This window comes from Jiangella alkaliphila (assembly GCF_900105925.1).
GTDB classification, from domain to species: domain Bacteria; phylum Actinomycetota; class Actinomycetes; order Jiangellales; family Jiangellaceae; genus Jiangella; species Jiangella alkaliphila.
The window spans coordinates 4,678,773-4,703,489 of the sequence record NZ_LT629791.1; the positions used below are offsets into that span (position 1 = coordinate 4,678,773).

Below are 24,717 nucleotides of genomic sequence, written 5' to 3' on the forward strand. Positions count from 1 at the left end.
CCGCTCAGCCGAGCAGGTGCGCGACGGCGTCGTCGGTGCGGCCGGCGCCGTAGACGCGCAGCAGCTCGGCGATCTCCGGGTGGTCGGGCGCGACGCGGTCGGCGGCGGCGAGGTAGTCAGGCGCCGACGCGACGCGGCGGAACAGGCTCTGGATCTGCTCGGCGGTCTCGCGCGTCGACGCGCGCCGGGTGGTCGCGCCGGTGAGCAACTCCCCCGGCCCGCCGGCCGCCTCGATCCGCGTGATGGCCTCGGCGACGGTCAGCCGCCCGGCCGCGACGGCATCGGTCGCCTCGACCATGACCCGCAGCCGCTCGACCGCCGACGGGTTGCCGAGCTTGATCCGCTGCCCGCTCACCAGCTGCGACAGCATGGGCGCGGAGATGCCGAGCAGCGCCGCCACCCTCCCCTGCGTCAGGCCCAGCGTCGCCCGGCAACGATCGACGACGGCGCCCAGCGGCTCGCCGTAGATCTCGCGCTGCGCCGCGCGACTGGCGTCGACGTCGGCCACGTGCCCTCCCACCATTTGCACCCGTAAAGCTGGAACCATGTTGACACGCACGCGTTCTTCGGTCCAGACTCGACCTGAGTTTGCAACTGCAAATCGGCTCGGGAGTGAGTATGGGACGTCTTGCCGCCGCCCTCGCGGCCGCCGCTGCGGTCGTCGCCGCGATCACCGTCGTCGCGCCCGTCCAGGCCGCCGCGGAGTCGGTCGATCCGGGCAGCCGGATGATGTTGGTGCTGGACTCGTCCGGGTCGATGGCCGAGGCGACGCCGTCTGGCGGGACCCGCATCGATGCAGCCAAGGACGCGTTGCGCGAGGTCATCGGCGGGCTGCCGGAGGACCAGGAGGTCGGCCTGCGGGTCTATGGCGCGGAGGTGTTCTCGCAGAACGACCCCGGCGCGTGCACCGACTCGCAGTTGATCGTCGAGCCCGGCACCGGCAACCGCGACCAGCTCACGTCGGCGTTGGACGGGTACGAGCCCTACGGCGAGACCCCGATCGGGTACGCGTTGCAGGAGGCCGGCAAGGACCTCGGCACCGAAGGACCGCGCACCATCGTGCTCGTCTCCGACGGCGAGCCCACCTGCGCACCCGACCCGTGCACGGTCGCCACCGAACTGGCCGGCGACGGCGTCGACGTGCGCATCGACGTCGTCGGCCTCGACGTCGACCAGACCGCCCGGGACAAGCTGCGCTGCATCGCCGAGAACGGCCACGGCACCTACTACGACGCCGAGGACGCCGACGACCTCGTCCGCTCCCTCGACGTCTCCACCACCCGCGCCTCCCGCCCGTTCGACCTCACCGGCACCCCCGTCCAAGGCACCGCCACACCCGACGACGCGCCCACCATCACCACCGGCCAGTACCTCGACACGATGCCTCTCAACGACGGCCTCTGGTACCGGGTCGAACGGACGCCTCCGAACAGCACCATCCACGTCGGCGTCGCCCACCAGTCCGACGACATCGGGAACTCCGGCTCCTGGGCATGGATCAGGCTCTACGTGAACCCCGATGAAGCCGAGTGCGCGAGCGCCAGCACGTTCCCGCTCGGCAACCTCGGCTACACCGCGGCCAATACCTGGAGCCCGGACCCGGAGGGTGAGTGCAACACCGCCGACGTCATCTACGTCCACGTCGACGACTCCGGCCCGCAGCCGTTCACCGGGGAGCCGGTCGAGATCGCCGTCTACGAGGAACCGCCGCTGGCCGACCCCTCCGGCCGTGACCTGGTGGCCGCTCCCGAGCAGCCCGCCTGGACGCCCCTGGACGTCGAGGACCCGGTCGCCGACGTCGTGCCCGGAACGTCGATCTCCAACTCCCCGGTGGTGTCCGACGGCACCTACGCCTTCGACATCAACGCAGGTGAGACGCAGGTGGTCGCGATCCCGCTCGACTGGGGCCAGAACGTCCAGGTGCAGCTCGACGGCATCGTGCCCGACGAGACGAGCCTGGGCGTCGGACCCACCATCCAGATCTCCGGGCCTGTGCGCGAGGCGGGCTCGGTCGACTTCTACGGCAGCGCACCCGATGACTGGACCGACCTGTTGTGGGGCACGATCGCGGGCGGATCGCCCTTCCGCGTTGGGGCCCAGTCGCTCACCCTCGGCTACCTGAACCGGACCGAGATCAGCAATGACGCGAGCATCCCCGGCTTGCGGTACGTCCAGGTGTCCTACCCCGACGCCGGCGACCCGATGGAGTACACCCTGACGCTGAAGACCAACGGCACGGCCGGCGAAGGCGCTCCCGAGTACGCCGACGTCGACGGGCTCACTCCCCCGGGCGCCGACTCGGCGCTGGTGGACGGGTCCGGCGGCGGCTCCGCAGAGGACGAGCCCAGCGACGACGCCACGCCGGGCGACGAGGAGACCGAGGACCAGGCGCTCACCGGCGACGGTTCGGGCGGTGACGCCTCCGGCCTGCCGTGGATGCCGATCGGGCTCGGCGCCGCCGGGCTACTGGCGCTGGGTGGCGCGGGCTGGCTGGCCCGCCGCAACCGGGCGACCTCAGATGGGAGCGAGTGATGATCCGCCTTGCCACCGCAGTAGCGACCGCCGCAGCGGTCGTCGCCGTCACTGTGTTGCCGTCGGAGGCCGCGGAGGAGTCGCTTGATCCGGGTAGCCGGATGATGTTGGTGCTGGACTCGTCCGGGTCGATGGCCGAGGCGACGCCGTCCGGCGGGACCCGGATCGACGCGGCCAAGGACGCGTTGCGCGAGGTGATCGGAGGGTTGCCGGAGGACCAGGAGGTCGGCCTGCGGGTCTACGGGGCGGAGGTGTTCTCGCAGAACGACCCCGGTGCGTGCACCGACTCGCAGTTGATCGTCGAGCCCGGCACCGGCAACCGCGACCAGCTCACCTCCGCCCTCGACGGGTACGAGCCCTACGGCGAGACCCCGATCGGCAATGCGCTGCAGGAGGCCGGCAAGGACCTCGGCACCGAAGGACCGCGCACCATCGTGCTCGTCTCCGACGGCGAGCCCACCTGCGAGCCCGACCCGTGCACGGTCGCCACCGAACTGGCCGGCGCCGGCGTCGACGTGCGCATCGACGTCGTCGGCCTCGACGTCGACCAGACCGCCCGGGACAAGCTGCGCTGCATCGCCGAGAACGGCCACGGCACCTACTACGACGCCGAGGACGCCGACGACCTCGTCCGCTCCCTCGACGTCTCCACCACCCGCGCGTCGCGCCCGTTCGACCTCACCGGCACCCTCGTCCAGGGCACCGCCACACCCGACGACGCGCCCACCATCACCACCGGCCAGTACCTCGACACCTTCCCGGCGGAGGGCGGGCTCTGGTACCGGGTCGAACGGACGGCTCCGAACAGCACCATCCACGTCGGCGTCACCCACCGGAGCATCGCCTTCGGCAGCATGGGCGACTGGGTCAGCGTGAGCACCCATCACCCTGGCGACGATCCCGGCTCATTGGGCCTGTGCAGCGAGGGCTCGTCGTTCCCGTTGGGCACGCTCGGCTACACGTCGGCGACGAGCTGGGTCGAGAACGCGGACAACCCCTGCAACACCGCCGACGTCCTCTACGTCGAGGTCGCGCCGCTGAAGGGCGACCTGTCCGCCGAGCCGGTCGAGATCGTCGTCTACGAGGAGCCGCCGCTGGCCGACCCGTCCGGCGGCGACCTCTTCCCCCGGCCCCAGGAGCCGGCCTGGACTCCGATCGAGCCGGGCGAAGCCGTGACCGACGTGGTGCCAGGCACGTCCCTCTCCAACGCGCCGGTGGTGTCCGACGGCACCTACGCCTTCGACATCAACCTGGGCGAGACGCAGGTGGTCGCGATTCCGCTCGACTGGGGCCAGAACCTGCAGGCGCAGTTCGACAGCGCGCTGCCGACCGGCGAGGGCCTGGCCACCCACGGACCCACGGTCCAGATCTCCGGCCCGGTCCGGGACTACGCCATGGTGGACTTCCTCGCCAGAGAGCCCGAGAACTGGACGGGCGGAGTGTGGGGCGCGTTCCCCGAAGGCACGACGTCCTACGCCATCGGCGCCCAGTCCCAGACCGTCGGCTACCTCAACCGCAACGGCGGCGCCGGTGCGAGCATCCCCGGACTGCGCTACGTCCAGGTCTCCTTCGACACGTCGGGCGACCCGTTGCCGTACACCCTGACCCTCAAGACCAACGGCACGGCCGGCGAAGGCGCACCGGAGTACGCCGACGTCGACGGCCTCCCTCCCCCGTCGGCGGACTCGGCGCTGATCGACGGGTCCGGCGGCGGCTCCGGCGACTCGGGTGACCAGCCGAGCGGGGACGCCACGCCGGGCGACGAGCCGAGCTCCGGTGACGAGGCGACCCAGAACCAGGCCCTGACCAGCGAGGACGACGGGTCCGGCCTGCCGTGGTTGCCGGTCGGGCTGGGCGCCGCCGGGCTGCTGGCGCTGGGTGGAGCGGGCTGGCTGGTGCGCCGGAACCGGGCTACGCCAACGCCGTGACCACGGCCGCGACCAGCAGGCCGACCCCGACCACGGCGAGCGCCACCGCCGGCCACGGCACCCGACGGGCCGAGCCGCGCGCCGTGGCCGGTGGCGGGGACGCGGACGTGGGCGTCTTCGTGGCCTGCTGGAGCTCTGCCATCGGAAGCGAGGGCAGAGCACCATCGCGCGATGGAGGTCTGCCCTCGGATCCGATGGCAGAGCTCGACGGGGGCGAGACGCCGGTGGTCGGTGAGACGTCAGGGGTGGGCGAGGTGCTCGGGTCCGGGAGCGTCGGGTCCGGCGCCGGTGTGGTGGGGGCGTCGGACGTCTGAGCGGGGGCCGCGGCGGGCGGGGCCGGGACGGCAGTCGGGGCGGCGGGCGCAGTAGGGGGCGCGGTGGGGACCGGTCCGCCGGGACCCCAGCCGGCCGGCCAGGGCGGCAGCTGGTCGAAGACCTCGACCGGCTCGGCGTCCGGCCCGGGCGGCGAGACCGGCACGGCCGTCAGCGCCGCCCGCGCCTCCGCCGCGGTCGGGAACCGGGCGTCCGGGTCGGCCGCCACCAGGCGCCCGATCACGCCGGCCAGCGGCCCGGCAGGCACCGCCGCCGACGCCGCGTCGCCCGGACGCCGGCCGGTGAGCAGCTCGATCAGCACGACCCCGGCGGCGTAGAGGTCCTGGCGCGGGTCGGGGTCGGCGCCGCGGCGGGCCTCCGGGGACGAGTAGCCGGGCGTGTGCACGACCTCGGTCGTCCGGGTCAGCCGCGGCTCGTCGATGCCGGCGGCGATGCCGAAGTCGGACAGCCGCAGCACGGGCCGGCCCACGCCGGTCGCCTCGAGCAGCAGGTTGGACGGCTTGACGTCGCGGTGGACGATCCCGGCGGCATGCACCGCGGCCAGCGCGTCGAGCAGCTGGCCGCCGAGCGTGGCCGCCCACCACTCCCCCAGCGCGCCGTGGTCGGCGAGGAGGACGGCGACCGACCCGCCGGCGACGATCGGCATGACGAACAGGACGCGGCCGTCGTCGGCCCACCAGCTGGCCGGGGCGACGACGTGCGGGTGGTCGACCCGGGTCGAGGACTCGCGGACGAAGCGCAGCAGCGCCGCGCCGTCGGACTGCCGCTGCAGCTTGGCGGCCCGGAACGCGCGTTCGCGCAGGTCCCAGACCCGCCAGACGTCGCCCATGCCGCCGCGGCCGAGGATGTCGACCAGCTCGTAGCGACCCGCAAAGACCTCTCCCACGCATCGAACCCTAGCGACAACTCAGCTCTGCTGCTCCTCGTCGCGGCCCTCCGACCAGAGCGTGTGGAAGACGCCGTCGCGGTCGGTGCGGTGGTAGGTGTGGGCGCCGAAGAAGTCGCGCTGGCCCTGGGTCAGCGCGGCCGGCAGCCGCGGCGCCCGGAGCGCGTCGTAGTACGACAGCGCCGTCGCGAAGCCGGGCACCGGGATGCCCAGCCGCGTCGCCGTGGCCACGACGTTCCGCCACGCGTCCTGCGCCGCGCCCAACTCGCCCGCGAACTGCTCATCGGCCAGCAGGCTGGGCAGCGCCGCGTCCTTCGCGTACGCCGCGGTGATGCGGTCGAGGAACGCCGCCCGGATGATGCAGCCGCCGCGCCAGATGCCGGCGATGGCGCCGAGGTCCAGCGTCCACGAGTACTCCGCGCCCGCCGCCTGCAGCTGGTGGAAGCCCTGCGTGTACGACACCACCTTCGACGCGTACAGCGCCTCCTCGACCTGCGCGGCGAACCGCTCCGCCTCGTCCGCGGGCAGCGGTGACGGCGTGGGCCCGGCCAGCCCGCGGCCGACGGCCCGGAGATCGGCGTGGCCGGACAGCGACCGTGCGAACACCGCCTCGGCGATGCCGCTGACCGGGACGCCGAGGTCGAGCGCGATCTGCACCGTCCACCGCCCGGTGCCCTTCTGCTCGGCCTGGTCGAGGACGACGTCGACGAACGGCTTGCCGGTGGCGGCGTCGACGTGCGCCAGCACCTCGGCGGTGATCTCGATCAGGTAGGAGTCCAGCCGGCCGGCGTTCCAGCCGCGGAACACCTCGGCGATGCGCGCGGGCTCGTAGCCGGCGCCGTGCCGAAGCAGGTCGTACGCCTCGGCGATGAGCTGCATGTCGGCGTACTCGATGCCGTTGTGCACCATCTTGACGAAGTGCCCGGCGCCGTCGGCCCCGATGTGCGTGCAGCACGGCGACCCGTCGTCGGCCTTCGCGGCGATGGTCTCGAGCATCGGGCCGAGCGACGCGTACGACTCCACCGAGCCGCCGGGCATGATGCTCGGGCCGTTCAGCGCGCCCTCCTCACCACCGGAGACGCCGGTGCCGACGAAGTGCAGCCCGCGCTCGCGCAGCGCCGCCTCGCGCCGCCGGGTGTCGGCGAAGTGCGCGTTGCCGCCGTCGACGATCATGTCGCCGGGCTCGAGCAGCGGCGCGAACTCGTCGATGACGGCGTCGGTCGGCCCGCCCGCCTTGACCATGATCACCAGGCGGCGCGGCCGCTCCAGCGCGGCGACGAACTCCTCGGCGGTCTCGGCCGGGACGAACGTGCCCTCGTCGCCGAACTGCTCGACCAGCTCGCGGGTGCGGCTCGCCGTGCGGTTGTGCAACGCGACCGTGTAGCCGTGACGTGCGAAGTTGCGGGCGAGGTTGCGGCCCATGACCGCGAGCCCGGTGACGCCGATCTGTGCCGTTCCAGCCATCTGTGCCTGCTCCTGTCCCGAGGTGCCCTCACGCGGCCGAGCCGCAACTACGCACAGTATGCCGAGCCGGCCGACGGCCAGACCTGTCACCCGGGTGACATCAAGGACGTCACTCGGGTGACATCGCGTCCTGACGCCGCTCGACGTACCGGGCGATGCCGTCGAGAACGAGATCGAGGCCGAACCGGAAGTCGTCGCCCAGCCACTCGTCGTCGGGCTCGGCGTAGCCGTCGAACGCGTCCTGGGTGACGATGCGGGCCAGCGTCGGGTGCTCGTCGGGGTTCACGAACGTCGTCAGCATGCGGCCGTAGGCCTGGTCCCACACGGCCTGCGAGGTGCCGGTGCGCTTCTCGACGTCGGCGAGGGTGGTGGCCAGCTGCGCGTGCCCGCGCACGTAGCCGCTGAGCACCACGAGGATCCCGAGCATCTCTCCCCCGCTGAGCCCGGTGTCGTCGAGCGCGGCCAGCCCCTGCTCCATGCGCTTGATCTGGTTGGGGCCCATCGGCGGCGAGTTCAGCGGGACGTCGAGGGCCCAGCGCCGGCGCCGGTAGAGGTCGACGGTGTCGGTGGCCCACCAGCGCAGCTTGTCGCGCCACTCGGTGAGGCCGGCCGGCAGATCGGCGACGTGCATGGCGTGCTCGACCATGAGGTCGAGCAGGTCGGTCTTGCTGGGCACGTACCGGTACAGCGACATCGTCGTGTATCCGAGGTCGTCGGCCACCCGGCGCATGGACACCGCGGCCACCCCCTCCGCGTCGGCGATGGCGATGGCGGCGTCGACGATCTGCCGCACCGACAGCGCGGGCTTGGGCCCGCGGGTCGGCGGCGCCTGCACGTCCCACAGCAGGTCGAGCGTGCGGTTCGGATCGGCCTGACGCGGGTCGGTGGCCATGCTCCCCCTTCGGGTGAGGTCTCGGTGAGGTCGGTCGCTTGACGCCCATCCTAGAACTGTGTACAACATAAACCAAGCACTATACGCAATAAACAGTTTATCTGGAGGATGGTTGTGACCACGAGCGACGCGGCGATCGCCGCCGAAGGGCTGCGCAAGCAGTACGGCAGCAGCTACGCACTGGACGGCCTGGACCTGACGGTTGAGCGTGGGGTCGTGCACGGGCTGCTGGGCCCGAACGGCGCCGGCAAGACCACCGCCGTCCGCATCCTGTCCACGCTGCTGCGCTTCGACGGCGGCAGCGCGCGGGTCGCGGGCCACGACGTCGTCACCGAGGCCGACGAGGTGCGCCGCCGCATCGGCCTCACCGGCCAGTACGCCGCGGTGGATGAGACGCTGTCCGGCCGGCAGAACCTGGTGATGTTCGGCCGGCTCTACCACCTGGGCGCGCGGCAGGCGAAGCGGCGGGCGGACGAGCTGCTCGAGCAGTTCGACCTCACCGACGCCGCCGACCGGTCCGGACGGACGTACTCCGGGGGCATGCGGCGCCGGCTCGACCTCGCGGCCAGCCTGATCCTGGCGCCTGAGGTGCTGTTCCTCGACGAGCCGACGACCGGTCTGGACCCGCGCAGCCGCAACGACGTGTGGGCCGCGATCCGCTCGCTGGTGGCCGGCGGCACGACGGTCCTGCTCACCACGCAGTACCTGGAGGAGGCCGACCAGCTGGCCGGCCGGATCTCCGTCATCGACGCCGGCCGCGTCGTCGCCGAGGGCACGTCCGACCAGCTCAAGGCGCTCATCGGCGGCGACCGCATCGAGGTCGTCGTGCACGACGCCGCCCAGCTGGGCGCCGCCGCCGCCGTCGTCGCCCGTATCGGCACCGCCGAGCCCGAGCTCGACGCCGACACCCGCCGGGTCAGCGCACCCGTCGCCGATCGCATGGCCGCACTCACCGACACCGTTCGCGAGCTCCAGGCCGCCGGCGTCGTCGCCGAGGACATCGGCCTGCGCCGGCCCACCCTCGACGAAGCCTTCCTGCACCTGACCGGCCATCAGGCCGCCACGAACGAGGAGACCGCCGCATGAGCATCGCACTGCAGCCGACCCCGGCCGTCGTCGCTCCCCCGCCGGCCCGCACACCGCTCGGCCGGCTGCGCTGGGCCGCTGCCGACGGCTGGACGATGACGAAGCGCAACATGGCGCACGTCGTCCGGGCGCCCGAAGAGGTCGTCATCTACTTCAGCCTGCCGATCATGTTCGTGCTGGTCTTCGGCTACGTGTTCGGCAGCGGCATGGGGCTGCCCGGCGGCGGCAACTACCGCGAGTTCCTGCTCCCGGGCGTGTTCGCGATGACCATGCTGTACGGCCTGGGGGCCACCGCCACGGGCATCGCGTTCGACGTCGACCGCGGCGTGGTCGACCGGTTCCGGTCCATGCCGATGGCGCGGTCGGCCCTGGTCGTGGGCCGCAGCGGGGCCGACCTCATCCGCGCCGTCCTGGAGATGACGACGCTGGTGGTGTGCGGCCTGCTGGTCGGCTGGCAGTGGCGCAACGGCATCGGCGACGCCCTCGCCGCGGTCGGGCTGATCCTGCTGCTGCGCTTCGCGATCACCTGGATCGGCATCTACCTCGGCCTGGTCGTGCCGAACCCCGACACCGTCGGCGTCATCGTCTTCCCGGCCGCGTTCCCGCTGACCGCGCTGTCCAACGTGTTCGTCGCGCCGGAGCTGATGCCGGGCTGGCTGGGCGCGGTGTCGGAGTGGAACCCGCTCTCGTCGACGGTGGCCGCGTCGCGCGAGCTGTTCGGCAACCCCGGCCTCGGCGGCGACTCGTGGGCCGCCCAGCACAGCCTGCTGCTGGCGGTCGGCTGGCCGCTGCTCATCCTGGCGATCTTCGTCCCGCTGTCGATCCGCCGGTACCAGAAGCTGAGTCGCTGACGCGGTGGCGAATTCAGCTGTGACACGTGTGACGCACAATTAGCTGAGTCTCATTGCTCCCGGTTAGTCTGCAATCCCACCGACCCGCCCGGAGCCGCCATCCATGCCAGGACGCCACGCCTCGCACCGGCCTGCCGCGCCGTCGCCCTGGCCGCGACGGCTCGGCCTGTCCGTCATGGCCGTCGCGCTGATCGGCGCGGCCGGACTCGGCGTCGCCTCCGTGCTGGACACCGCCGACGGCGAGTGTGACGGGCCGCTGCCGGTCACCGTCGCCGCCGACGCGACCATCACGCCGGTGCTGACGGAGCTGGCCACGACGTACGCCGATACCGACCCCCGCCAGGGTGACCGGTGCATCGAGGTCGACGTCGTCGCCAGCAGCACGGCCGACGCCGTGGCGACGTTCGGCAACGCCGAGGCGCCGGACCTGTGGATCCCGAAGAGCCGCGCGTTCGGCCCGGCGCTCGACGAGGGCCTCGCCGAGCAACTGGCCAACGTCGCCTTGTCGCCGCTGGTCGTCGTCATGCCGGAGGAGGCCGCGGCGGCCGTCGGCGGCGACGAGGCGCAGATCTCCTGGGCCGCGCTGGTGCAGGGCGACGGGCCGGCCGTCATCGCCGACCCCGCCACCAACGACGAGGGCCTGGCCAGCCTGGTCGCCGTCCGCACCGCGCTGGGCGAGGAGGTCGACCGCGACCAGCTGGTCCAGGTGATGACGCAGGTCTCGCAGGCCGCTGTGCCCACCGTCGAGGACGCGTTCGCGGCGGCCGCGGAGTCGCCGGGCGCGTTCACCGCGACCGAGCAGTCCGTCGTCGCGTTCAACCGCGAGACCTCCGGGCCGCGGCTGGCCGCCCTCTATCCGGCCGAGGGCACGTTCGGGTTCGACTACCCGGCACTCGCGGTGACCGGCGCCGAGGACGACGCCGCCGCGCGGTCGGCGGCCGCCGCGTTCGTCACGTACCTCGGGTCGGCGGAGGCGCAGGAGACGATCCGCGAGGCCGGCTTCCGCAGCCCCGACGGCACCGCCGCGGCCGACGCCGGGGTGGTCGACGGCATTCGCCCGGCGATGCCTGAGCTGCTGCCCGCCCCCGACCCCGCCCTGGTCACCGAGCTGTCCCGGCAGTGGGCGGCGCTCGCGCTGGACATGCGCATGCTCGCCGTCATCGACGTGTCCGGGTCGATGAACGAGCAGGTCGACGGCGGCGCCACCCGCATGGAGCTGACCCGCGACGCCGCGCTCGAGGCGCTGAGCCTGTTCCCGCCGGACGCCTCGGTCGGGCTGTGGGCGTTCTCGATCCTGCAGGACCCGCCCAACGACTACGTCCAGCTGGTCGACGTCGGGCCCATGAACGAGCAGCTCGAGGACGGCACGCCGCGGCAGGAGGCGCTGGTCGCAGCCGTCGAGTCGCTGCCGTCCATCGCCGACGGCGGCACCGGCCTCTACGACACCGCGCTGGCGGCGTTCCAGGAGATGCGCAGCAGCTACCAGGCCGGCATGGTCAACTCGGTGGTGCTGCTCACCGACGGCCGCAACGAGGACGACCCCGACGGCATCGACCTCGAGACGCTGCTCACCCAGCTCACTGCGCAGTTCGACCCGGCCGCGCCGGTGCCGATCATCACCATCGGCATGGGGCCGGAGGCGGACATGGAGGCGCTGCAGCAGATCTCCGCCGCCACCGGCACGAACGCGTACCACGCCGAGGACCCCAGCGACATCCAGAGCGTGTTCATCCAGGCCATGATCGAACGGCAGTGCCGCCCGAACTGCTGACGCACCTGTGGCGCGCCTGTCCGGTTTCGGCCCCGCCGAACTCTATGATCATGGGTCGATGGGCGCCCGAGGGAGGTGGCACCGGTGAACAACCTGTCCTGGCCGGCCACCATCCTCATCGGCATCCTGCTCGGCCTCATCGCGGTCGCGGCGGGGAACGGCGAGACGCGCGGTGACGACCCGACGGCGAGCCCGTCGGAGTCGCCGTCCGCCTCGCCCGGCGCCGGTGGCGGATCGGGGTCGGACGACTCCGGCGGCGGGTCCGGGTCCGGGGGCGACTCAGGCTCCGGCTCGGGTTCCGGTGACAGCGACGGCGGCGACAGCGACGGAGAGACCAACCCGGACACCGGCGGCGACGCCGAGGACTACACCGTCACGCTCACCTTCGACGACGGCCCGCACCCGGTCTACACGCCGCAGGTGCTGGACCTGCTCGAGAAGCACGACGCCATCGCCGTCTTCTGCATGGTCGGCCAGCGGGTCCGCGAGCACCCCGAGGTCGTCCGCCAGGTCGTCGACGCCGGGCACGCGCTGTGCAACCACACCGACACCCACGACGAGCAGCTGTCCGCGCGCACCCGCGAGCAGATCGAGCAGCAGATCGACGAGACCGACGAGGCCCTCGACGACGCCGTCGGCGGCGACACCGAGGTGCGCTGGTTCCGCCAGCCCGGCACGTACGTCGAGCCGCAGCTCGCGCCCATCCTCGACGAGCGCGACCTCGAGCCGCTGGACTGGACCCTCGACCCGCGGGACTGGTCGCGGCCGGGCGCGACGTCGATCGTGCAGGACGTCCTGGGTCACGTGGAGCCGGGATCGGTCATACTGCTGCACGACGGCGGCGGCGACCGGTCGCAGACCGTCGCGGCCCTGGACCAGATCCTCACCGGGCTCGACGCCGCCGGCTACCGCTACGTCCTGCCTGGAGACTCATGAACCGCCCCGTCGCCGTCGTCGACATCGACGGCGTCCTCGCCGACGTCCAGCACCGGCTGCACCACCTGAACCGGCGCCCGAAGAACTGGGCTGGCTTCTTCGGTGCGATGAGCGACGACACGCCGTACGCCGAGGGCATCGAGCTGGTCACGCTGCTGGCGAACGAGCATGAGGTCGTCTACCTCAGCGGCCGGCCCGAGCGCACCCGCGCCGTCACCCGGTCGTGGCTGGCCGAGAACGGCGCGCCGGCCGGCACGATCATGCTCCGCCCCGACGACGACCGCCGGCCCGCGCGCCAGTTCAAGGTCGGCGTGCTGCGCCGGTTGTCGGCCCACCGCGACGTCGCCATGCTGGTCGACGACGACCCCGCCGTCTGTACCGCCGCCCGTGCGGCCGGGTTCACCGTCTACGAGGTCGAGTGGAGCCGCCCCGACCCGACGCTGTTCAGCGCCCAAGAGGCCGACGGCCGCACCTGAGGGCGGCCCCCTCCCGCCGCCCCCAAGTTGATCTTGGAGTCGTTCGGCCATCTACCGGACATTTCACCCCGTGAATGCCGAACAACTCCAAGATCAACTTGGGGTGGGGGATCAGGTGAGCAGGAGCGACTTGCCCAGCGTCGCGCGGGCCTCGAGGGCGGCGTGCGCGTCGGCGGCGCGGTCCAGCGGGTGGGTGGCGCCGATCGCCGGGCGGATGCGGCCGGCCGCGGTCAGCGTCAGCGCCTCGGCGAGCAGCTCGCGGACGGCCGGCCGCTCCAGCTGCCTGGCCAGCGCGTTCGTCACCTGGACCCGGCGGGCGGCGGCCAGCTCGGGGTCGATCTCGGTGAACCCGCCGCCGGCGGTGCCGTAGGTGACGAACTTTCCGCCGGGCGCGACGGTGTCGAACGCCGCGCCGCCGAGCCCGCCGCCGGCACCGTCGAACGCGACACTGACGCCGTCGCCGCCGGTGGCCGCGCGGACGCGGTGCTGCCAGCCGTCCTCGGAGTAGTCGACGGCGACGTCGGCGCCCAGCTCGCGGGCCAGGGCCAGCTTGCGCTCGCCACGGGCGCCCGCGACGACCCGGGCGCCGGAGCCGCTGGCCAGCTGGACCAGCAGGGACCCGGCTCCCCCGGCGGCCGCCGCGACGAGGACGGTGTCGCCGGCCGCGACCGGCGCGTGGCGGAGCAGCTCGATCGCCGTCACGCCGTCGTGCAGCAGGGCGGCCGCGTCGGCCCAGCCGACCTCGTCGGGCACCGGCACGATCTGGTCGACGTCGGTGGCCATGCGCGCCGCGTAGCCGCCGGCGCCGCGGGCCAGCACCCGCCGGCCGACCCAGGCGGGGTCGACACCGTCGCCCACGGTCAGGACGGTGCCCGCTCCCCCGCCGCCGGGCACGTACGGCAGGTTGATCGGGAAGTGCTCCCCGCCCCACCCACCGCGCAGCAGCGTGTCCAGGTAGATGACGTCGGCCGCGGCCAGCCCTACGACGACCTGGCCGGGCCCGGCGACGGGGTCGGGCAGCTCGCGGGCGATGAGGACCTCGGGTCCGCCGAACTCACGCACTTCGATGGCATGCATGCTCGCCAGTCTTCAACCTCAACAAGTGTTGAGGTCAAGCCAGCAGCAGGGCGGCCAGCGCGCCGACGAGCATCGGCGGGCCGAACGGCAGGCTCGTCCGCCGGCCCGCCCGCCCCACCGCCAGCAGCACGATCCCGATCGCGGCGCCGGCCAGGAACGCCAGGAACACCCCCGACGCGACCGTCGTCCAGCCGACCCAGCCGAGCAGCAGCCCCAGCGACGCCGACAGCTTCACGTCGCCGAGCCCCAGGTCGGCCGGTCGCAGCAGCGCCAGCAGCAGGTAGAACGCCAGGCACGCGCCGGCCGCCGCCCAGGCCCGTCCGTACGCGCCCCAGTCGCCGGTGAGCGCGGCCGCGACCGTCAGCCAGGCGCCCGCCGCGCCGAGCGCCGTCAGGTTCAGCCAGTCGGGCAGCAGCTGGGTGCGCAGGTCGACGTAGGCCAGCGCGACGCCGAGCAGCCCGGCCACGAGGTAGGCCGGGAGGTCCTCCGGCGCGTTCGCCGCGCCGTCCCGGGCCAGCGCCAGCAGTGCCCACACGGCCGCCGTCGCGACCGCCAGCCAGAGGACCAGCCGGGGCGCGGCGGCAAGCTCGCGGTACGGGATCGGGGTGGGCGGGCGGCCGCCCTCGACCAGCTCGGGCGAGAGGTGTTCCGGTGCGGGCTCCGGGCCCGGCGCCGGCTCGGACGGGACGGTGACCGGCGGCCGGTCCGGGATCCGGGCGATCAGCAGGGGCAGCAGCGCACCGGCGACCAGGCCGGCCGCGGCCAGCACGAGCACCAGGGTCACGTGCGGGCGCCGATCGCCGCCAGCGCCGCCGAGCGCAGCAGGTCCGCCGGGACGTCGGCGCCGGTCATCAGCCGCAGCTGTCCGGCCGCCTGGTGGACGAGGAGGTCGAGGCCGCCGGCCACGACACCCCCGGCCGCCTGCCAGGCCGCCGCGACCGGCGTCGGCCACGGGTCGTACACGACGTCGAACAGCACCCGGCGCGGCCGCTCGGCGCCCGCGGCGGCGCCGGCCGCCACCTGGCGCGAGAGTTCGTCCAGGGCGCCAGCCGGCGCCGTCGACACCGTCACGCCGGCGTCGGCACAGGCGGGCAGGACGGCCCACGGCGCGGGCTCGGCCGGGTGACCGAGCGCGGCCGCGACGGCCAGCGCCGCACCGGCCCGCGCCTCCGAGCGGACGTGCACATGCACCGGCCCGCTCTCCAGGAACGCCAGCGCCGCCAGCACGCCGGCCGCCGTCGCGCCGCCGCCCCACACGCAGACCGGCGCGGCCACCGCCGCACCGGCCTCGCGCAGCGTCGCCACGACGCCCGGGACGTCGGTGTTGTCGGCGTCCCAGCCGCCGTCGTCGCGGCGGATCAGCGTGTTCGCCGCTCCCACGGTCGCCGCGACGTCGGACACTGTCGTGGCGACGTCCAGCGCGGCCCGCTTGAGCGGCATCGTCAGCGAGAGGCCGCGCCACTCAGGGCCGAGCGCGCCGACGTACGCGGGCAGCTCCGCCTCGCCGACCTCGTGCGCGGTGTACTCCCAGTCCAGCCCGAGCTGCCGGTACGCGGCGCGGTGGATGACCGGCGACAGCGAGTGCGCGATCGGCGAGCCGAGCACCGCGCAGCGGGTCAGCACAGGTCGCTCTCCTCGCAGTACGCGTCCAGACGCGCGATGTTCGCGTCGTGGTCGGCCGCCGTGACCGCGAACGCCGTCTCGCCGGTCTCCAGGTTCACCGCGACGAAGTAGCAGTCGCCGTTGCCGGCCGGGTTGAGCGCGGCCGCCAGCGCCGCCTCCCCCGGCGACGCGATCGGGCCAGGCGGCAGGCCGGACTCGCGGTACGTGTTGTACGGCGAGTCGACCTCGCGCATCTCCGGCGTCGTGTACACGCTGGAGTAGTCGTCGACGGCGTAGTGGACGGTGGAGTCCATCTGCAGCCGCTCCTGCACCACGCCGTTCGCCTCGCAGGCGCCGTTGAGCCGGTTGTAGATCACCTCGGCGACCCGGGGCATGTCCTCCTCGTTGCTCACCTCGCGCTGCACGATGCTGGCGACGGTGACGATCTGGCGCGGCGTGTAGCCGAGCGCGTCGGCGCGGTTGACGAGGTCGACGCTGGTGGCGGTCTGCTCGAACTGGGCAACCATCGCGGCGACCAGCGTCTCGGGCGTGACCTCGCCGCCGAGGTCGTAGGAGGCCGGATAGAGGAAGCCCTCGGCCTCGCCCTCGGCGTACTCGGGCAGCATCGCGGCGTCGACGGCGGCCTGCAGCTCCTCGGCGGTGAACCCGGACACCTCGGCCAGCCGCGCGACGGTTTGCCGGACGCGGTAGCCCTCGGGCAGCGAGACCCGCGCGCCGCCCTCACCGGCGACCAGCGCGGCGACGGCGTCGGCGGCGGTCATCTCGCTGCGCAGCACGTAGTTGCCGGGCTGGATGGAGCGCGCCTCGGGGTTCTCGTCGGCGGCGGCGATGAACGCGTCCTGGCTGGCGACGACGCCGGCGTCGACCAGCGTGGCGCCCATGGCCCGCAGCGTCGCGCCGTCCTCGATCGTGACCGGTACCTCGCCGGTGCCCGGCCCGGGGAAGTCCTCGGCCTCGCCGAACAGGCCGTCGACGCTGTTCAGCACCGCGCTGCCGCCGTAGTAGATTCCGCCCAGCACCGCACCGATGACGGTGAGCGAGGCCAGGACCGCCACGAACGAACCGAACCGGCTGCGTTTGCGCCGGCGGCGCCGCTGACGCCGGGGGCGGACGATCTCCTCCTCCGACGTGTACAGGTCACTCATCCGTTACCGTCAGCACCTCTCCAGGCGGCTCACCGGTCGCACGCTCCGCGTCCAGCGCATCTTGCAGGATCACCATCGCCGCGGCCTGGTCCACCGCCGGGCGACCCGCACGCGACGAGACACCACTGGCTCGCATCCCGCGCGCGGCGACGGTCGTGCTCAACCGCTCGTCGACCAGTCGCACCCGGCATGGTGCCACATAACGGGCTAAATCGGCACCAAAGGCCCGGGCGTGCGCGGCCGCCGCGTGCTCCTTCCCATCGAGACTACGCGGTAATCCGAGCACGATCTCGATCACGTCGTACTCGTGCGCCAGATCGCGGATCCGCCGCAGATCGCCCTTCCCCCGGCGGACCGTCTCGACCGGCGTGGCGATCAGCCCATCGCGGTCGCACGAGGCGACCCCGATGCGGACCGTCCCGACATCGACCCCCAGTCTGGCGCCCCGCCTCACTAGCCGGTCACGGCTTGGCCGATGGAGTGTTCCACCTGCGTCAACGCGTCGCCGATCTTGCTCGCGTCGGTGCCACCGCCCTGCGCGACGTCGTCCTTGCCGCCACCGCCGCCGCCGAGGGTCTGGGCCGCGACCCGGACCAGAGCGCCGGCCTTGACGCCCCACTCGCGGCCGGGCTCGTTCACGGCGACGACGACGCTGGGCCGCCCACTCTCACCGGCGCCGGCCACCGCGACCACCACGGGCCGCTCGGCGCCGAGCCGGCCGCGGACGTCGAGCGCCAGCGAGCGCAGCTCGTCGGCGGCGGTGCCGTCGGGCGCGGTGTGCGAGACGAACGAGACGCCGTAGACGTCGCGCGCGGACGCCGCCAGCTCGGCCGCCTGGGCGCCCAGCTCGGACGAGCGCGCCTTCGCCAGCTCCTTCTCAGCGTCGCGGACCTGCGCGACGAGCCGCTCGACCCGCTCGGGCAGCTGGTCGGGCTGGACCTTGAGCAGGTCGGCCAGCTGGCTGACCAGCGTGCGCTCCTTCGCCAGGTGGCGGAAGCCCTCGATGCCGACGAACGCCTCGACCCGGCGCGACCCGGCGCCGACCGAGCTCTCGCCCGTCAGCGTGATCAGCCCGACCTGGGACGAGTGCGCCACGTGCGTGCCGCCGCACAGCTCACGCGACCACGCGCCGCCCATCTCGACGACCCGCACCTCTTCGTCGTACGTCTCGCCGAACAGCGCCAGCGCGCCGACCTCACGGGCCCGCTCGAGTGGCATGTACGTGGCCGAGACCGCGTGGTCGCGGCGCACGGCGAGGTTCGCGACCTCCTCGACCTCGCTGCGGGTCTGCGCGCCGAGCGCCTGCCCCCACGCGAAGTCCAGCCGCAGGTAGCCGGGCTTGTTGTAGGAACCGCTCTGCAGCGCCTGCGGGCCGAGCACCTGGCGCAGCGCGGCGTGCACGATGTGCGTGCCGGAGTGCGCCTGGCAGGCGCCGACGCGCCACTCGCGATCGACCTTGGCGTGGACGTCCTGGCCGCTGATGACCTCGCCTTTGAGAACCCGCACCTGGTGCACGATCAGGCCCTTGACCGGGCGCTGGACGTCGAGCACCTCGAGCTCGAAGCCGTCGCCGGTGATGACGCCGGCGTCGCTGTCCTGGCCGCCGGACTCCGCGTAGAACGGCGTGCGGTCGAGGACGACCTCCAGCGTCTCGCCCTCGCTGGCGCCCGGGACGGCCATGCCGTCGAGCAGCAGGCCGCGGACCCGGCTCTCGGTCTCGAGCTCCTCGTAGCCGGTGAACGGCGTCGGGCCGGCGTCGCGCAGCTGCCGGTAGGCGCTGGTGTCGGCGCCACCCGTCTTCTTTGCCTTCGCGTCGGCCCTGGCCCGCTCGCGCTGCTCGGTCATCAGCCGGCGGAAGTGCCCCTCGTCGACCTTCAGCCCCTGCTCGGCCGCCATCTCGAGGGTGAGGTCGATCGGGAAGCCGTAGGTGTCGTGCAGCTTGAACGCGGTGTCGCCGGGCAGCGCGAACTCGCCCGCCCGCTTCGCCTCGTCGGCCGCGAGGTCGAAGATCTGCGTGCCGGTGACCAGCGTGCGGCGGAACGCCTCCTCCTCGGCGAACGCGACGGAGGAGATGCGATCGAAGTCGGACTCCAGCTCCGGGTACGCCGCCTTCATGCAGTCCTTCGCGACCGGCAGCAGCTCGGGGATGGTGGTGTCCTCGACACCGAGCAGCCGCATGGCCCGGACGCTGCGCCGCAGCAGGCGCCGCAGCACATAACCGCGGCCCTCGTTGGACGGGGTGACGCCGTCGCCGATCAGCATCAGCGAGCTGCGGACGTGGTCGGCGACGACCCGCATGCGGACGTCGTCGGTGTGGTCGGCGCCGTACCGCCTGCCGGAGAGGTCGGCCGCGCGCTGCAGCGTCGGGCGGACCTGGTCGATCTCGTACATGTTGTCGACGCCCTGCAGCAGGTAGGCGACGCGCTCCAGGCCCATGCCGGTGTCGATGTTCTTCGACGGCAGGTCGCCGACGACGGTGAAGTCGTCCTTCGCCTTGACGTCGGTGATCTGCTCCTGCATGAAGACCAGGTTCCAGATCTCCAGGAAGCGGTCCTCGTCGACGACCGGGCCGCCGTCGGGCCCGTGCTCGGCGCCGCGGTCGATGTAGATCTCGCTGCACGGGCCGCCCGGGCCGGGCTGGCCGGTGTGCCAGTAGTTGTCGAGCAGGCCGCGCCGCTGGATGCGCTCGTCGGGCAGCCCGGCGACCTTCTTCCACAGCTGCGCGGCCTCGTCGTCGTCGTGGTAGACGGTGACCCAGATCTTGTCCTCGCCGAACCCGTAGCCGCCGTCGTCGTGGGACTTCGTGATGAGGTCCCAGGCGTAGGAGATGGCGCCTTCCTTGAAGTAGTCGCCGAAGGAGAAGTTGCCGTTCATCTGGAAGAAGGTGCCGTGCCGCGTGGTCTTGCCGACCTCTTCGATGTCGCCGGTGCGGATGCACTTCTGCACGCTGGTGGCGCGCTGCCACGGCGGCGTCTGCTGCCCGGTGAGATACGGGATGAACGGCACCATGCCCGCCACGGTGAACAGCAGCGACGGGTCGGGCGAGATCAGCGAGGCGCTGGGGACGACGCTGTGGCCGTTCCCCTCGAAGTGGTCGAGGAACCGGCGGCGGATCTCGGCGGTCTCCATGGTCAGAACGTGCCTCTCGGGTGCGTGTGGAACAGGTCGTCGACGGCGTCGGGGTCGGCGACGCCGGGCTTGCCGGTGCCGTCGGGTGCGATGCCCAGGGCGTAGCGCAGCTCGGCGTCGCGCTCGGCCATGCCGGCGCGGACCTCGTCGGTGAACCCACGGACGGCGTCGCCGACGTTGCGCAAGCCGCCGGCGACGCGGTCGGCCGCGCCCTCGGGCGTCAGGCTCTCGGCCGCCTTGGTGAGCCGGCGGACGACGAGGACCCCGGCGGTGGCGCCGAGGGCGATCCAGAACAGCTTGCTCATCGCCGGCTCCGGCGGGCGGCGAGGGCCCGGCGCACGCCGTAGGTGAACGCCGCCGTGCGCACCAGCGGCCCGCCGAGCGTCGCCGCGAACAGCGACGACATGGCGGCGACGTTGGTGGTGACGGTCTGCGCGTTCGACGTGATGGCGTCGATGCGCTGGAGCTGGGCGTTGGTGGACGCCAGCAGCTCGTTGGTCTCGTCGACCGTGACGGCGGTCTTGGCGACGTGCTCCTTGCGGATGTCGCGCACCACGAGGGTGAACTCGTCGACCGTGCGGCCCAGTTTCAGGATCGGCACGGCGAGGAAACCGACCAGCGCGACCAGGGCGGCGGCGGCCAGCAACCCGGCGATCTCGCCTACGGACATGGGTGGAGCTGCCTCTCTTCGGACGGTCGTCTCAAGCGTCTGACCCTACCGCGCCGGATCACCCGGCGCGGTCACGACCAGGAGACGGCTGCTGCCCTGAGACCACCCATGTCATTCAGGGTAGGCGACCGGACCGCAGCCCGGCCAACGCCTTTCCCAGCGCCTTCTCGCGGGCCGCCGGGGTGCGGGCCTTCATCAGCGCCAGCAGGATCGCGTACCGGCCGGTCTTCGTCAGCGCGTCGAACGCGGTCCGCGCTTCCGGGTCGGCGTCGAGGGCCGCCGCGAGGTCCGGCGGGACCGTCGCCGTCGCCTGGGAGGCGTAGGCGGCGTCCCACCGGCCGTCGGCCTTGGCGGCGGCGACCTGGGCCAGTCCCCCGGGACCCATCCGGCCGGCCGCCGTCAGCTCCTCGACCAGCGCGACGTTCACCGCCGACCACGGGCTGCCGTCGCGGCGCGGCGAGTAGCGCTGCAGGAAGTACTGGTCGTCGCCGCGCCGCCGGACGCTGTCGATCCAGCCGTGGCACAGCGCCACCTCCAGCGCCGCGCCGATCGTCAGGCCCGGCGCGCCCTTCCGCGCGATCCGCAGGACGACGCCGTCGCTGCTGTCGTGGTGCGCGGCCAGCCAGGCGTCCCAGCCGGCCGCGTCCACGAACGTGAGCACCTCGCTCACGCCTCCTCCGTCCCGTCGGCCATGGCCTTCCAGTGCGGGTTGTACATGAGGCCGAGGAGGTTGCCGAACGGGTCGGCGACGGTGGCGTTGGCGAACCCGGCGGTGCGGTCGACCCGCGGCTGGTGGACGGTGGCGCCCAGCTCGACCAGCCTTTCCAGCGTGCCGTCGAGGTCGTCGACGTGCCAGTTCATCACCGCTCCGCCGGGCGCTTCCGGCGTGGTCGGGTCGGCCGGCGACCGCCACGCCCGGTTGATGACGCCGAACTCGTCCTGGTGGTCGCCGACGCGCCACTCGTAGTAGCCGACGGCCCCGGACGCCGGGTCGGTCGCCTCGAAGTACGGCTCCTGGCCGAGCACCTCGGTGTACCAGGCGCGGGCGGCGGCCATGTCGTCGGCGTAGAAGTTCAGGGTGCAGAAGCCGCGCAGTTCGACGCTCATCGATCTCTCCTTCGTCCTGTTCGCTTGCTGATGAGAACGACGCTATCGGCGGTTGTGGAACGTGCGGTTCCTCAATCGATGGCAGAGTTCTCTCCATGTTGGAGACGTCGGTACGGCTGCTGCGGCTGCTGTCGTTGCTGCAGGTCAGGCGCGAGTGGTCGGGTGCGGAGCTGGCGGCGCGCCTCGAGGTGACCACGCGGACGGTGCGCAACGACATCGAGCGGCTGCGGATCATGGGCTACGAGGTCGACTCCACCACCGGCCCGGCCGGCGGCTACCGCCTGGGCGCCGGGTCGTCGCTGCCCCCGCTGATCCTGGACGACGACGAGGCGGTCGCGGTCGTGCTGGGGCTTCGCGCGGCCGCCGCGGGCTCCGTCACCGGCATCGAGGAGACGTCCCTGCGGGCGCTGGCCAAGCTGGAGCGGACGCTGCCGTCGCGGCTGCGCCACCGCATCGACGCCCTTCGATCCGCGACGGCGTCCGCTGCCGGCGTGGGGGCCCGGGTCGACGCCGATGTGCTGACGGCGGTCGCGGCGGCCGTGCACGGGCGCGAGCAGCTGCGGTTCGACTACGCGGGCCACGACGGCGCGGCCACGGTGCGCCGGACCGAGCCGTACCAGCTCGTCTACACCGGGCGGCGCTGGTACCTGCTGGCCTGGGACCTCGACCGCGACGACTGGCGCACCTTCCGGGCCGACCGCATCCGGCCGAAGATCCCCACCGGCCCGCGGTTCGCCCCGCGCGAGCCGCCCGGCGGCGACGCCGTCGCGCATGTCCTTCGCGGAGTCGGGTCGCTGGCCTACCGCGAGCAGGCCCGGGTCCGGCTGGACGCGCCGATCGACGTCGTCCGCGACAAGATCACCGCCATGGGCGGCCTGGTCACCGAACTGGAGGACGGCAGCTGCCTGCTCCAGACCGGCGGCGACTCCTGGCACGACCTCGCCGGCTACCTCGGCAGCCTCGGCGTCGGGTTCGAGGTGCTCGACCCGCCGGAGCTGCGCGACCACCTCCGCTCGCTGGCCGAGCGCTACCTCGCCGCCGCCACACGACGACCCCCTGACCCGAGTTGATCATGGAGAAGGTCGGCTCAAAACCGCGCTGGGACCCCACCTTCTCCATGATCAACTCGGGTCAGGCACAGTAACGAACTGGCGTCGTCGGACAGGACGTCAGCCGCGCAGGGTCAGTTCGGCGACGCAGCCGTCGCCGGCGGGGCCGGGCGAGGTGAGGGTGATGTCGCCGCCGTGGGCGAGCGCGATCTGCCGGGCGATCGGCAGGCCGAGACCGGTGCCGGGCCCGTCCCTCCCGTCGCCGTGCCAGAACGGCTCGAAGACGTGCGCCAGCTCGGCCGACGGGATGCCCGGCCCGTGGTCGGTGACCACGATGGCCAGCACGTCACCGCGCCGGTCCGACTCGTGCCGCTCCAGCATGACGTCGACGACGGAGCCGGGCGGGGCGTGGCGGACGGCGTTGTCGAGCAGGTTGGCGGCCGCGCGGCGCACCGTGGCCTCGTCGACCGCGGCCACGACCCGGGGCGGAGCCGTCACGGTCACGGTCACGCCGCCGGGCGCGGCTACCACTCGGGCGTCGTCGACGACGGCGCGGACAAGGGCGGCGACGTCGGCCGGCTGGCGGTCGATGGTGCGGGCGCGGCCGCGGGCGTCGACCAGCAGCTCGTCGATGACCGCCCGCAGCCGGGTCGCGGCCCGGCCGGAGCGCTCCAGTCCGTCGCGGTAGACCTCGAGCGTCGGCGCCGGATGGGCCAGCAGCACCTCGGCGTTGGTCGCCAGCACCGACAGCGGGATGCGCAGCTCGTGGCTGGTCTCCTCGATCAGCCGCCGCTGGGCGTCGGCGGCGTGCCGCAGCCGCTCGTACATCGCCTCGTACCGCCGCACGGCGCGCCCGGACCACCACCACGCCAGGTACGCCGACCCTGGGGCGAGCGCCAGCACCGTCCCGGTGACCCAGGGCGACCACGTGACGTTCGAGTAGGTGGTGATCTCGACACCGTTGATCACCTCGGTCGTCGCGTCGTACTCGGTGTAGGCGGTGACGCCGTACAGCAGCAGCACCGGCAGATAGATGGCCAGGAACCCGAGCACCGCCAGCCGTACGCGCAGCGACCGCCACGCCCGGCTCACGGCGCCACCCGCAGCACGTAGCCGGCGCCGGTGACGGTGTCGATCAGCGGCGGGTCGCGGAGCTTGCGGCGCAGCCGGCTGAGGATCACCCGCACCGACGTGGTGAACGGGTCGGCGTTGACGTCCCACACGTGTTCGAGCAGCTGCTCGGCCGACAGCACCTCGCCGGGGTGGTGCATGAAGTAGCGCAGCAGCGAGAACTCGCGCGCGGTGAGCCGCAGGTCCTCGACGCCGCGCCAGGCCCGGTGCGCGGCGAGGTCGAGGCCGAGGTCGCCGACCTGCAGCGTCGAGCCGGTCTCGTCGCCGCGGCGGCCCAGCGCCCGGACCCGCGCCACCAGCTCGGCGAAGTGGAACGGCTTGACGAGGTAGTCGTCGGCGCCGGCGTCGAGGCCGGCCACGCGGTCGTTGACGGCGTCGCGGGCGGTCAGCACCAGGGTGCGCCGCGGCCGCCGCAAGTCGGGGTCGGAGCCGAGCCGGCGCAGCAGCTCCAGCCCGTCGCCGTCGGGCAGCCCGAGGTCGAGGCAGGCGACGTCGTAGGCGGTGGTGACCAGCAGCTCCTCGGCCTCGGCCCGGGTGCCGGCGAGGTCGACCGCGTACGACTCGTTGCGCAGGCCCAGCGCGACCACCTCGGCCAGGTCGGCCTCGTCCTCGACCAGCAGGATGTGCATGG

The 24,717-nt window shown here is 73.2% G+C and carries 24 protein-coding genes; 8 read left to right on the forward strand and 16 right to left on the reverse strand.

All coding sequences use genetic code 11. The annotated features are described in order from the left end of the window. Positions 1-4: 4 nt before the first annotated feature. Positions 5-508, reverse strand: a complete 504-nt coding sequence (locus BLV05_RS21410) for a DNA-binding protein (protein WP_231948580.1) — start codon at positions 506-508, stop codon at positions 5-7. Between the two features lie 110 nt (positions 509-618). On the opposite strand from BLV05_RS21410, the gene BLV05_RS21415 reads away from it, so the two are divergent. Together BLV05_RS21415 and BLV05_RS21420 are read left to right on the forward strand one after the other, a co-directional pair. Continuing rightward, entirely contained in the window at positions 619-2,532 is a 1,914-nt protein-coding gene (locus tag BLV05_RS21415; RefSeq protein WP_083421354.1) for a vWA domain-containing protein, read from the forward strand. Next, positions 2,532-4,460: a vWA domain-containing protein gene (locus BLV05_RS21420; protein ID WP_083421355.1), complete on the forward strand. Its 1,929-nt coding sequence runs from the start codon at positions 2,532-2,534 to the stop codon at positions 4,458-4,460. The genes BLV05_RS21415 and BLV05_RS21420 overlap by 1 nt, the downstream gene beginning before the upstream one ends. On the opposite strand, the gene BLV05_RS21425 is transcribed toward BLV05_RS21420, so the two are convergent. The 3 genes from BLV05_RS21425 to BLV05_RS21435 all read right to left on the reverse strand — a co-directional run bounded on the left by BLV05_RS21425 (position 4,444) and on the right by BLV05_RS21435 (position 8,035). Next, complete coding sequence (locus BLV05_RS21425) at positions 4,444-5,679, reverse strand: serine/threonine-protein kinase (protein WP_046770370.1); 1,236 nt, start codon at positions 5,677-5,679, stop codon at positions 4,444-4,446. The two genes, BLV05_RS21420 and BLV05_RS21425, sit on opposite strands and share 17 nt — an antisense overlap. A 21-nt stretch (positions 5,680-5,700) precedes the next feature. After that, a complete protein-coding gene (gene gndA, locus BLV05_RS21430; protein WP_046770371.1) occupies positions 5,701-7,143 on the reverse strand; it encodes an NADP-dependent phosphogluconate dehydrogenase in 1,443 nt (480 codons plus the stop codon). A 109-nt stretch (positions 7,144-7,252) separates the two neighbouring features. Beyond that, entirely contained in the window at positions 7,253-8,035 is a 783-nt protein-coding gene (locus tag BLV05_RS21435; protein WP_046770372.1) for a TetR/AcrR family transcriptional regulator, read from the reverse strand. Positions 8,036-8,143: 108 nt separating this feature from the next. Here BLV05_RS21435 and BLV05_RS21440 point away from each other — a divergent pair, with 108 nt between their 5' ends. The 5 genes from BLV05_RS21440 to BLV05_RS21460 all read left to right on the forward strand — a co-directional run bounded on the left by BLV05_RS21440 (position 8,144) and on the right by BLV05_RS21460 (position 13,155). Then, positions 8,144-9,121, forward strand: coding sequence for an ATP-binding cassette domain-containing protein (locus BLV05_RS21440; RefSeq protein WP_046770373.1), 978 nt, complete (start codon positions 8,144-8,146; stop codon positions 9,119-9,121). Continuing rightward, a complete protein-coding gene (locus BLV05_RS21445) occupies positions 9,118-9,972 on the forward strand; it encodes an ABC transporter permease (protein ID WP_046770374.1) in 855 nt (284 codons plus the stop codon). The genes BLV05_RS21440 and BLV05_RS21445 overlap by 4 nt, the downstream gene beginning before the upstream one ends. A 103-nt stretch (positions 9,973-10,075) precedes the next feature. Further along, positions 10,076-11,743: a substrate-binding and VWA domain-containing protein gene (locus BLV05_RS21450; protein ID WP_046770375.1), complete on the forward strand. Its 1,668-nt coding sequence runs from the start codon at positions 10,076-10,078 to the stop codon at positions 11,741-11,743. Positions 11,744-11,827: 84 nt separating this feature from the next. After that, on the forward strand, positions 11,828-12,679 hold the full coding sequence (locus BLV05_RS21455) for a polysaccharide deacetylase family protein (protein WP_160312769.1): 852 nt from the start codon (positions 11,828-11,830) through the stop codon (positions 12,677-12,679). Beyond that, positions 12,676-13,155 carry a phosphatase domain-containing protein gene (locus tag BLV05_RS21460; RefSeq protein WP_046770376.1) on the forward strand — a complete coding sequence of 160 codons (480 nt, stop codon included), beginning with the start codon at positions 12,676-12,678 and terminating at the stop codon, positions 13,153-13,155. Before BLV05_RS21455 ends, BLV05_RS21460 begins: the two co-directional genes overlap by 4 nt. 111 nt (positions 13,156-13,266) lie before the next feature. Here BLV05_RS21460 and BLV05_RS21465 read toward each other — a convergent pair whose 3' ends face one another. From BLV05_RS21465 to BLV05_RS36635, 10 genes are all read right to left on the reverse strand, one after another. Beyond that, positions 13,267-14,232, reverse strand: a complete 966-nt coding sequence (locus BLV05_RS21465) for a zinc-binding dehydrogenase (RefSeq protein ID WP_046770377.1) — start codon at positions 14,230-14,232, stop codon at positions 13,267-13,269. A 34-nt stretch (positions 14,233-14,266) separates the two neighbouring features. Continuing rightward, the gene (locus BLV05_RS21470) at positions 14,267-15,016 is read right to left on the reverse strand and encodes a prepilin peptidase (RefSeq protein ID WP_046770378.1); all 750 of its coding nucleotides are present in this window, start codon (positions 15,014-15,016) and stop codon (positions 14,267-14,269) included. Continuing rightward, complete coding sequence (locus BLV05_RS21475) at positions 15,013-15,852, reverse strand: shikimate dehydrogenase (protein WP_082155484.1); 840 nt, start codon at positions 15,850-15,852, stop codon at positions 15,013-15,015. Before BLV05_RS21475 ends, BLV05_RS21470 begins: the two co-directional genes overlap by 4 nt. Then, positions 15,849-17,000 carry an endolytic transglycosylase MltG gene (gene mltG, locus BLV05_RS21480; RefSeq protein WP_046770379.1) on the reverse strand — a complete coding sequence of 384 codons (1,152 nt, stop codon included), beginning with the start codon at positions 16,998-17,000 and terminating at the stop codon, positions 15,849-15,851. The genes BLV05_RS21475 and mltG overlap by 4 nt, the downstream gene beginning before the upstream one ends. Beyond that, on the reverse strand, positions 16,993-17,454 hold the full coding sequence (ruvX, locus tag BLV05_RS21485) for a Holliday junction resolvase RuvX (RefSeq protein WP_046770380.1): 462 nt from the start codon (positions 17,452-17,454) through the stop codon (positions 16,993-16,995). The genes mltG and ruvX overlap by 8 nt, the downstream gene beginning before the upstream one ends. After that, the gene (gene alaS, locus BLV05_RS21490) at positions 17,454-20,129 is read right to left on the reverse strand and encodes an alanine--tRNA ligase (protein WP_046770381.1); all 2,676 of its coding nucleotides are present in this window, start codon (positions 20,127-20,129) and stop codon (positions 17,454-17,456) included. Before alaS ends, ruvX begins: the two co-directional genes overlap by 1 nt. A 2-nt stretch (positions 20,130-20,131) precedes the next feature. After that, positions 20,132-20,434, reverse strand: coding sequence for a DUF6167 family protein (locus tag BLV05_RS21495; protein WP_046770382.1), 303 nt, complete (start codon positions 20,432-20,434; stop codon positions 20,132-20,134). After that, positions 20,431-20,799 (reverse strand): DUF948 domain-containing protein, encoded by a 369-nt coding sequence (locus tag BLV05_RS21500; protein ID WP_046770383.1) that lies wholly within the window; start codon positions 20,797-20,799, stop codon positions 20,431-20,433. The genes BLV05_RS21495 and BLV05_RS21500 overlap by 4 nt, the downstream gene beginning before the upstream one ends. Positions 20,800-20,914: 115 nt before the next feature. Further along, positions 20,915-21,469 carry a YdeI/OmpD-associated family protein gene (locus BLV05_RS36630; protein WP_197683245.1) on the reverse strand — a complete coding sequence of 185 codons (555 nt, stop codon included), beginning with the start codon at positions 21,467-21,469 and terminating at the stop codon, positions 20,915-20,917. Further along, positions 21,466-21,906, reverse strand: a complete 441-nt coding sequence (locus BLV05_RS36635; protein ID WP_046770384.1) for a VOC family protein — start codon at positions 21,904-21,906, stop codon at positions 21,466-21,468. The genes BLV05_RS36630 and BLV05_RS36635 overlap by 4 nt, the downstream gene beginning before the upstream one ends. A gap of 95 nt (positions 21,907-22,001) precedes the next feature. On the opposite strand from BLV05_RS36635, the gene BLV05_RS21510 reads away from it, so the two are divergent. Further along, on the forward strand, positions 22,002-22,976 hold the full coding sequence (locus BLV05_RS21510) for a helix-turn-helix transcriptional regulator (protein ID WP_046770385.1): 975 nt from the start codon (positions 22,002-22,004) through the stop codon (positions 22,974-22,976). 99 nt (positions 22,977-23,075) lie between these two features. On the opposite strand, the gene BLV05_RS21515 is transcribed toward BLV05_RS21510, so the two are convergent. Both BLV05_RS21515 and BLV05_RS21520 read right to left on the reverse strand, forming a co-directional pair. Next, a complete protein-coding gene (locus BLV05_RS21515; RefSeq protein ID WP_046770386.1) occupies positions 23,076-24,047 on the reverse strand; it encodes a sensor histidine kinase in 972 nt (323 codons plus the stop codon). Beyond that, entirely contained in the window at positions 24,044-24,715 is a 672-nt protein-coding gene (locus BLV05_RS21520; RefSeq protein ID WP_046770387.1) for a response regulator transcription factor, read from the reverse strand. Before BLV05_RS21520 ends, BLV05_RS21515 begins: the two co-directional genes overlap by 4 nt. Positions 24,716-24,717: the final 2 nt, after the last annotated feature.